We start from the raw sequence: 9690 nt of genomic DNA on the forward strand, positions 1-9690 counted from the left end.
AATATTATTGTTTGTTGACGTTTTTGTTTGTTTAGTTTTCAAAGAACTATTTTTTAAAATCGCTTCATCAGAAGCAACTCTATTAATATATCACATCGTTTTCTCGAAGTCAACAACTTTTTTTGAAGTATTTACTATCAATTTGTTGTTAACTCGTCGGTAACGACTGCTTTAATATACTATCACCCTGGATTAAATTCGTCAACTGTTTATATGGATTTTTTTCAAAAAAATAACCGGCCCTTATAAAGAGCCGGTAACTTAATACATTACTTTGTTATTTTAATAATACCTTCTTGCTTTATGTCTACAAGCCCCTGCTTTTCAATAACTACTTTTTCGCCTTCAGTTAAATTAGTAAAGACGATTGGTGTAATCGTTGATTTGGCATGCTCCTTAATATAGGCAATATCAAACTTTAACAGCGGCTGGCCTTTTGTTACACGGTCATTTTCAGACACCAATGTTTCAAAGCCTTCACCCTTAAGGTTAACCGTGTCGATGCCTACGTGAACAAGAATTTCACGGCCGTTATCAGAAAGGATGCCTAGGGCATGCTTGGTTGGGAACAGGTTAACAATTTTACCGTCGACTGGAGATACAACCAAGCCTTCCTCAGGAACAATTGCAAAGCCATCACCCATCATTTTACCTGCAAATACTTGATCCGGCACTTCAGTGATTGGTTTGATTTCTCCTTTAATAGGAGAAACAAATACATCTTCACCGTTATGTTCAGATTGAAGCGCTTCAGGGTTTACCTCTTCAATTTGCTGCTGCACGCCTTTTTCCGGGGCATTGACAGCGGTTGTGCGCGGACGCTTTCCTTCCATTATATCCTTCATTTGACCCTTAATTGTTTCAGAACGCGGGCCGAAGATAGCTTGAATATTGTTGCCGACCTCAAGGACACCCGCTGCCCCAAGCCGCTTCAATTCATTTTTGTCCACGTCTTTAATATCATTAACAGATACACGAAGGCGGGTAATACATGCGTCTAAGTGAGCAATATTTGCTTTGCCGCCCATGGCATCTAATATATTAGAGGCTAAATCGCCTGAGCTTGCTTTGCCAGTCGGCGCCTGGTTTTCTTCTTCCTCCAGTTCGCGGCCTGGTGTTTTCAAATTAAACGTGCGAATCGCGAAACGGAAACCAAAGTAATAAATAACAGCAAACACAAGACCGACAGGAATAACAAGCCAAGCATGCGTTTGCGGGTTAATCAACCCGAATAGAATGTAGTCAATTAAACCTCCCGAGAAAGTCATCCCGATTTTTACATTTAACAGGTGCATCGTCATAAATGACAATCCAGCAAAAATGGCATGGATTCCAAACAAAATTGGTGCAACAAATAGGAATGAGAATTCAATCGGTTCAGTGATACCTGTTAAGAAAGAAGTTAAGGCAGCAGATGCCATTAAGCCCCCGACAAATACTTTCTTCTCTGGTCTTGCTTCATGATAGATAGCAAGCGCTGCAGCTGGAAGACCGAACATCATGAACGGGAATTTACCTGTCATAAACGTACCGGCAGTCAGATTCTTCACGTGGTCTGAAATCTGAGCCATAAAGATCCGCTGGTCACCGTGAACTACCTCACCGGCATGAGTTGTATAGCTGCCAAACTCATACCAGAATGGAGCGTAGAAAATATGATGCAGTCCAAAAGGAATTAATGAACGCTCAATAACCCCAAAGACAAACGCCGAAAGCGTTAAGTTTGCATTTACCATGTTATTAGAGAACGCATTCAATCCGTGCTGGATTGGAGGCCAAATAACCAACATGATTAAACCTAAAATGATAGCTGTTCCTGCCGTAATAATCGGAACAAACCGTTTACCGGCAAAGAATCCCAAATAAGAAGGCAACTCAATTTCATAGAACTTATTATATAATCCTGCGGCGATAATACCAACGATAATCCCGCCAAATACACCTGTCTGGAGGGTAGGAATCCCGAGGACACTAACATAGCTCGTGCCATTAATATCCTTTGCATCAATTCCTAAAACTGTCCCCATTGTGACATTCATAATCAAGTAACCAATAATCGCTGCAAGTCCGGCTGTACCTTCTCCGCCAGCTAATCCGACAGCAACCCCGACTGCAAATAGCAACGGCAGGTTACCAAAGACAATATCTCCGGCATTTTTCATTACATTAGCGACCATTCTGACCCCTTCATTATCTAAGAAAGGTGCCAAGTTTAATAAGGCCGGGTTAACAAGCGCTGCACCTAACGCCAGCAGGATCCCTGCAGCCGGCAGTAATGCAACCGGTAACATTAATGCTTTACCGACTTTTTGTAAGACGCCAAAAGCTCTCTTAAACATATTTAAACCTCCTGAAATTGTATTCTAGCTCATTAAATGAATGCTTTTTATAAAAAAGACGCAAAAAAGGCATGAGCAAAAGACCAATTGAATGAAGATATGGGTATAGAGTTCCCATACATCCTCATTTCAATCAATTTTTTACTCATGCCTGATCGAATCAGTAACACGTAAATTGATGACTATTTAAATTTGTTTTGCAGCCGCTGCAAATGCATCGTCAGATAGACAGCTTCTGCATCGAACACTTTCATTTTTAAAGCTTGCTGCATTACCTTAATGAGCTTCCATGCAAGATTATAGCACACCGGATATTCATCCTTCAATAGGGAAGCGATTTTTTCTGGCTCTTCCACTTTTTCCCCATTTCTGACACGTTCTATCGTAAAACGAAGATGGCGGACCAGCCTCATATAATCAATGCTTTCTTTATCAATTTCAACCAGTAACTGCTCTTCCACCATATCCACTAATCTGCTGATCAACTGGGAATGCTGATTAACCTCAGAAAGATTCTTATTAGTTATGGCAGTATGAATGTGGAGAGCAATAAAACCAATCTCACCCACCGGAAGTTCAATACCGGTTCTATCTTTAATCAATTCCACGACTTCCTTCGCCACCTCATATTCATGACGATAGAGCGCTTTCGTTTCGACCAAGAATGGATTTCCCATTTCCATCCCTTGCGAGACACGCGTTAGCGCAAACATTAAGTGATCGGTTAAAGCAACATGAATATGTTCATTTAACTCTGAACGAGTACGCTGCTTTATTAGGCTAATGGCGGAAATGATTACTTCATGAACATTTTGGTCTATAAAAGGAAGAAGTTTAATATAGTTTTCCTGCTCTTTTTCATTTTTAAGAACAAATAGCTTTTCAACTTTTTCCGTATCAATAAAATCGCCCTGTTTACGGTTAAAGCCAATGCCTTTGCCGATAATGACAACTTCCTTGTAGGCAGGGTGTTCAGCAATCAATACATTATTATTTAAAGCCTTATTTATCTGAAGTTTTGCCATACCCTTAATCCTCATTTCGAATAAAAACAATCAGTACTACCATACTAAAAGACGCACATCAGGAAGTCAACGACAAAAAAGGAACTGTGAAAAATATCCACAGCTCCTTTATAAAGGATTTATTTTAAGAAAATAAAATACAGTACAAAGATAACAAAGAAGAAGTACATAATCGGATGAATTTCTTTCGCTCTGCCCTTTACCAGCATTGTAATCGGATAGAAGATAAAACCGATCGCGATTCCAGTTGCGATACTGTATGAAAGCGGCATTGCAATGATGGTTAAAAACGCCGGAACGGCAATTTCAAACTTAGTCCAGTCAATTTTCCCTAAAGAAGAAACCATCAGTACCCCAACAATAATTAATGCAGGAGCAGTAACCGGCGCTGTAATGACTGATAATACCGGGAAGAAGAATAATGATAAAAGAAATAATGCAGCAGTTACCAGTGACGCAAATCCTGTTCTGGCACCGGCAGCAACCCCCGCTGTTGATTCGATATACGAGGTGGTTGTTGATGTTCCAAGTACAGCACCGACAGTTGAAGCAACAGAGTCAGAAACCAAGGCTCTTCCTGCATTTGGAAGTTTTCCGTCCTTCATTAATCCTGCCTGACCGGCAACCGCAACAAGTGTCCCTGCGTTATCAAAGAAATCCACAAACAAGAATGTAAGGATAATACCAAGCATAGCTGTTGTATAAAACGAACTGTCTCCAAAGGAAGAAAACGCAGCACCAAAGGTTGGTGAGATACTTGGTACATGACCAATAACTTTGTCAGGAACTTTAATTTCGCCAAAAATCATTCCTACGATTACCGTGATGATCATTCCGTAGAATACCGCACCAGTAATTCCTCTTGTCATCATGATAACTGTTACTAAGATGCCAAAAATGGCCAATAATGTCCCTGGGGCTGACAAATCTCCCAGACCAACAAGTGTTGCATCATTGTTCACGATAATTCCAGCACTCTGCAATCCGACAAAGGTAATAAATAAACCGATACCAGCACCAACTGCATGTTTCAATTCAATTGGAATGGCATTAATAATTTTCTCCCGAAGACCTGTCAACGTCAGTAAAAAGAAGAATACGCCGGAAATGAATACAGCACCCAAAGCATGCTGCCAAGGAATTCCGCTTCCTAGTACCACTGTATAAGCGAAGAAAGCATTTAATCCCATCCCCGGTGCTAACGCAAGCGGATATTTACCGAGAAGACCCATAATAATCGAACCTAATGCCGATGCTAATGCTGTAGCCACAAACACTGCTCCATAATCCATTCTCATTGCATCAGGAAGATCTTTAACAGATGCAAGTGACAGCGTTAATGGATTAACAACCAAAATATAAGCCATTGCTAAAAACGTAGTCAGTCCGCCCATAAATTCGCGGCGGTAATTTGTGCCTACTTTTTCGAACTCAAAATACTTATGCATTCTTTTCTCCCCCTGTTTTTCCTTTATTTTATGCAAAAAAACGTTCCGGCATTCTACCGGAACGTTGACTCTTGGCAGGTGAAAACAGAGAAAAGAATAAAAATGCCTCTCTATTAAACACTGCCTCGTAGTCAAGCCATTTACGGTGGCTCGGTAGAAACTTTTGGGCCATATCCCCAATATTATACGACGCAATTCGACAATATCTTCATTTGACTTTTTTATTTTAACAGCGTTTTTTATGTTTGTAAACAATAAAAACGAACGATACTAAAAAATATTTTTAGCATCGTTCGTTTTTTCACTTCCTCTTATTCCCATTCAATTGTTGCGGGTGGCTTGCTGGTGATGTCATAGACAACGCGGTTGATGTGCGGGACCTCGTTTACGATTCTTGTTGAAATGACTTCAAGGACATCCCACGGAATCCGTGCCCAGTCAGAAGTCATACCGTCAATCGAGGTGACCGCGCGAATCCCAATTGTATAATCATACGTACGGGTATCTCCCATGACACCGACGCTGCGGATATCCGGAAGCACGGTGAAGTATTGCCAAATATCGCGGTCAAGCCCTGCCTTTTTAATTTCCTCGCGGAGAATCCAATCTGATTCGCGGACGATTTCTAATTTATCTTCCGAGATTTCACCAAGGACACGAATACCAAGGCCCGGTCCCGGGAATGGCTGTCTCCAGACAATCTCATCTGGAATTCCCAGCTCGGTACCTAAGGCACGTACCTCATCTTTAAATAAAGTGTTTAATGGTTCGATTAATTTAAATTGCATGTCTTCAGGAAGCCCGCCAACATTATGGTGGGATTTAATCGTTTGCGCTGTTGCTGTACCGCTCTCGATAATATCGGTATAAAGCGTTCCTTGTGCTAAGAATTCAATGCCCTCAAGCTTGGCCGATTCATCATCGAACACATAAATAAATTCATTGCCAATAATTTTCCGTTTTTTCTCAGGGTCAGAAACACCTGCTAACTTTGATAAGAAGCGTTCTTTAGCATCTACCTTGATGACATTCATATGGAAGCCTTCAGTAAAAGTTTTCATAACGCTGTCTGCTTCGTTTTTCCGTAATAAGCCGTGATCGACAAAAATACAGGTTAACTGATCGCCAATGGCTTTATGAATTAATACAGCAACAACTGAGGAGTCTACCCCGCCGCTAAGCGCGCACAGAACTTTTTTATCTCCGACAGTTGTACGGATTTTTTCCATTTCCATTTCAATGAAGTTCTCCATTGACCAATCGCCGCTGCAGTCGCAAACATTGAATACGAAATTTTTTAAAAGGTCATTACCATAAATAGAATGGCGCACTTCAGGATGGAACTGAACAGCATAAAGCTTTCTATCTGCATTACTCATCGAAGTAATCGGGCAGGATGGGCTTGTTGCATCAACAGTAAACCCTGCCGGCGCTTCCACAACAAGGTCGCCGTGGCTCATCCAGACAACCTGCTCTTCCGGCAGACCGCCAAATAGCGCTGATTGATTTTCTACCTTCATTGTAGCTTTTCCATACTCACGGTGCGTCGCTTTTTCAACCTTGCCGTCAAAATGAACGGTCATTAACTGCATACCATAGCAAATGCCAAGAATCGGCAGACCCATTTCAAAAATTTCTTCGTCACAACGAAAGGAATTTTCATCATACACACTGTTAGGACCGCCTGAAAAAATAATTCCCTTCGGATTCATCTTGCGGATTTCTTCCGCCGTAATCGTATGCGGATGCAGTTCGCTGTAAACGCCAAACTCGCGAATCCTGCGTGTGATTAATTGGTTATACTGACTTCCAAAGTCTAAAACGACAATCATATTTTGCTTTCCAGACAACATGCCCACCCCTATTTTTTTAAGTTAATTTAGTTTTTCCCGATTTTTTATAAAAAATAAAAAAACTAGAGTTCCCGCCCTTAATAAAAATAAGAAGGCAGAATTCTAGTTTTCTCGTATAAGAATATACTTAACCAATTCTGCCTTCATAGTCAGGCCATTTACGGCAGCCCGGTAGAGACTCTCGAACCCTATCATCGAGGATATATGAAGGTTTTCACCTATTAAATTACACCATATTGTAACAATAGGATGATTTTCTGGTCAAGCGATAGTCTTTTTGATTAAATTTTCCCACAATTCCCGTGTTTCCTTCCAGCTTCCCTCGGGCAGGTTTTGATTGTATATGTACTGCTCATAACGGTGCGTTAAGCGCGTCATTTCCCTCGTCGAGAAGAACGTGTCGATATAGCGGGCATAGTTACGAAGTGTTTGATTCTCCTTACGTTTTAACCCGTAACGGTCGAGCTGACTTAGTAAAATCAAGTAGGCTGCACCAATGGTTTCATCCTTTTTCCCAAAACGGTAACGCAGCATGACGAGATACGGGAACCATTTGCCGCGAATTCGATACAAAAGCGCAATAACAGCAGCAGCAAGCACGCCGCCAAACACAATCCATTTCCACTCATTTTTAAAGAACAACTGAATATTTCTCCAGATATCCCTGATATCAAAAGAGTTATCCTTCTTTACATTTGCTGTTTCTTCGAGCGGCTTCTTTTCCGGTTTTTTTACAGGTGCAGGCGCAGGTGTTTGCGTATTTGTGGAAGTCTGCCCTGATGTAAAGTTAATGTTAATACTGTTTGAGAACCCTTTTGTCGGTTCAAAGGGAATCCAGCCTTGAGTCGGGATAAATACCTCTACCCAGGAATGAGCATTATTATTAGTGATTGTGTAAAGCTCCTTCGTTTCGTCATCCCGGCTGTATTCCAAGAACTCTCCTCCCGTAAATCCCTTTACCCAGCGGGTTGGAATGCCAATCGAGCGGAGCATGACGGCCATTGAGCTGGAAAAATTATCGCAGTACCCTGTTTTCGTATCGAATAAAAATTGGTCCACATAATCGTCTTTTCCCCCTGGGATAGCGACATTTTTCTGGTCATAGGTGTATTCTGTATTTCCAAAATACCGCTCCACCGCTCTTGCCTTATCGAACCAATTCGTTTCAGAAGCGGTGATCTCTTCTGTTAATTGTTTGATCCTTGGCGGCAGCTCTTCCGGAATCTGGGTATACCTTTTGTAAAACTCCTCGTTCATCACAGCCGGGTCATAGCCTGTCGTTTTTCTTAAATCTACAGCTTTGTATTGAGGCACTTTAAAATCAACAATATAATCCACATTGCCGATATTTCTGATTTTTTCCGTATTTGTATCAATTTGAATCGGGTATTGTTCAGGCAGCTTTGGTTGGAAATCGATGAACTTTTGAATTCCTGCCGGATAAACAACAAAAGAAACAAACTCCCCAGCCGGATTGACTTTAGCTGTTTCATTGGTGGTTTCCACATTACTTGGTATAGATAATACCGGCACTAAATCAGACTGTCTGAAATCAATGGTTGTCGACCCCGATGCAAGCCAGCCCTTTCCGGTATACACATCCTTCGTTTCAACCTTCCAATAGTTCTTGCCATTCGACTCAACCGTAAAAACAGTGGTATCATCCCCAATAAACGGACCGCCCAATCGGGAGTCATTCGTCCCATAGCCAATCCGGCTGATACCGCCGACGCCATCTCCGCCTCCCTTGTTACCCGCCGCTTTTAAATATGGAACCGGGTCGGGCCAAATCGGCGCTGCCTTCGGAGCAGCAATTCCAACAATCACACTTAAGGCAACCATAATAACAAGCGGCACCATCCATTTTTTCATAAAAGCGGAGTCGCTGTTGATATTTTCTCTTCGGTTGATGCGGAAAAAAGTCAGCATGCCCATCACAGCAAATCCAGCTGCCACAGTCCGGACGATGGCAAATTTGGCATCATAGATGGTAAACGTATCGAGAACCGCGATATACAGTAACGTCATAAAGAAAAAGATAAAAATCCGCTGCTGCCGCAGGAGCCAATAATGGATGAGGTAGATCATGATCCACAATAGGATAAAAAACAACAGGGTGCGGAATTCGTTCGATAGTTCATTCCAGTTCCTAGCCGCAACGGACCATAAGTTATTAATAACATCCTCAGAAAAGGAACCTAACCATCCGGAGTGAAAAAAACCTCCCTCGTAGTGGAACCGATTAATCGAAAAAAGAATGAAAACAATCTTAATCAGCCATTGCCAAAGCCATTTCATTTGCAGATAGGACAGGGCAAACGCAATAATCAAAAAAACAATAAATGTTTCGATATGGTCCGTATCTGTTAATTGTTCCACCGGCCTAAGCCATTCCCATAGCAGCAAAAATCCAAAGGTATATAAAAGAAGGGTTGGGAAATCTCTTTTCATTAATATAACGTCACCTCCGAGAAGGCAGATGCGAATTGACCGTCATGAACCAATATCACACGGACGCCGCGGGCGTTTGCAACTCCAATGAGCGAGCGTTCATTGCCGTCAGGCGCTTCATGTTCACCTTTGATAAGGAAAAGGGTAATCGCCCCTTTTCTTTGGCCGTGAAAGCTGGCTTTTTCAATCAAAGACTTGGTTAACTGGGCTGTGACGAGCATGAATGAAACGGTTTGCTGAATAAATAGGCCATCTGCTTCAATGACCTTTTCTAGCGGTGAAAAGCTTTTTGCCTCGATTTTGGCGAGATGATAGAAAAGCTGCTGCAGCTGCTGTTCCCCGCCTTTGATTGGAAACGAGGCTCGTTCCTTGCTGATGGTAAGAAGGCCTGTTTGCGCCCCTTTTTTCAAAACAGCCCTTAGTAAAGAGGCCGTGAACGAAACTACTGCTTCAAAGCGTTTATCCGGTACACAGTCCATCACCACAAAAACATCATGAGACTGCCGCTGTTCAAACTCTTTTGTCATAATCTCATTCCGCTTGGCAGTTGCCTTCCAGTTAATCCAGGAAAATC

General features: G+C 41.9%; 6 protein-coding genes and 2 riboswitches. All 6 genes read right to left on the minus strand.

The genetic code is table 11. The features are described 5' to 3' along the window. Positions 1 to 269 precede the first annotated feature (269 nt). Positions 270 to 2339: a glucose-specific PTS transporter subunit IIBC gene (gene ptsG / locus KHB02_RS28600; protein ID WP_213148347.1), complete on the minus strand. Its 2070-nt coding sequence runs from the start codon at positions 2337 to 2339 to the stop codon at positions 270 to 272. A gap of 182 nt (positions 2340 to 2521) precedes the next feature. Further along, positions 2522 to 3364 carry a glucose PTS transporter transcription antiterminator GlcT gene (gene glcT, locus KHB02_RS28605; RefSeq protein ID WP_213148348.1) on the minus strand — a complete coding sequence of 281 codons (843 nt, stop codon included), beginning with the start codon at positions 3362 to 3364 and terminating at the stop codon, positions 2522 to 2524. 119 nt (positions 3365 to 3483) lie between these two features. Continuing rightward, entirely contained in the window at positions 3484 to 4812 is a 1329-nt protein-coding gene (locus KHB02_RS28610; RefSeq protein ID WP_213148349.1) for an NCS2 family permease, read from the minus strand. A 108-nt stretch (positions 4813 to 4920) separates the two neighbouring features. Beyond that, positions 4921 to 5022, minus strand: a riboswitch (purine riboswitch). Positions 5023 to 5123: 101 nt separating this feature from the next. Next, entirely contained in the window at positions 5124 to 6665 is a 1542-nt protein-coding gene (gene guaA / locus KHB02_RS28615) for a glutamine-hydrolyzing GMP synthase (RefSeq protein ID WP_213148350.1), read from the minus strand. Positions 6666 to 6791: 126 nt separating this feature from the next. Continuing rightward, a riboswitch (purine riboswitch) is annotated at positions 6792 to 6893 on the minus strand. 33 nt (positions 6894 to 6926) lie between these two features. Continuing rightward, positions 6927 to 9116, minus strand: coding sequence for a transglutaminase TgpA family protein (locus KHB02_RS28620; protein ID WP_213148351.1), 2190 nt, complete (start codon positions 9114 to 9116; stop codon positions 6927 to 6929). After that, positions 9116 to 9690: DUF58 domain-containing protein (locus KHB02_RS28625; RefSeq protein ID WP_241114175.1), on the minus strand; the 575-nt coding region annotated here is incomplete at its 5' end. The genes KHB02_RS28620 and KHB02_RS28625, both read right to left, overlap by 1 nt.

Source organism: Neobacillus citreus, from assembly GCF_018343545.2.
Taxonomy (GTDB): Bacteria; Bacillota; Bacilli; order Bacillales; family Cytobacillaceae; genus Neobacillus; species Neobacillus citreus.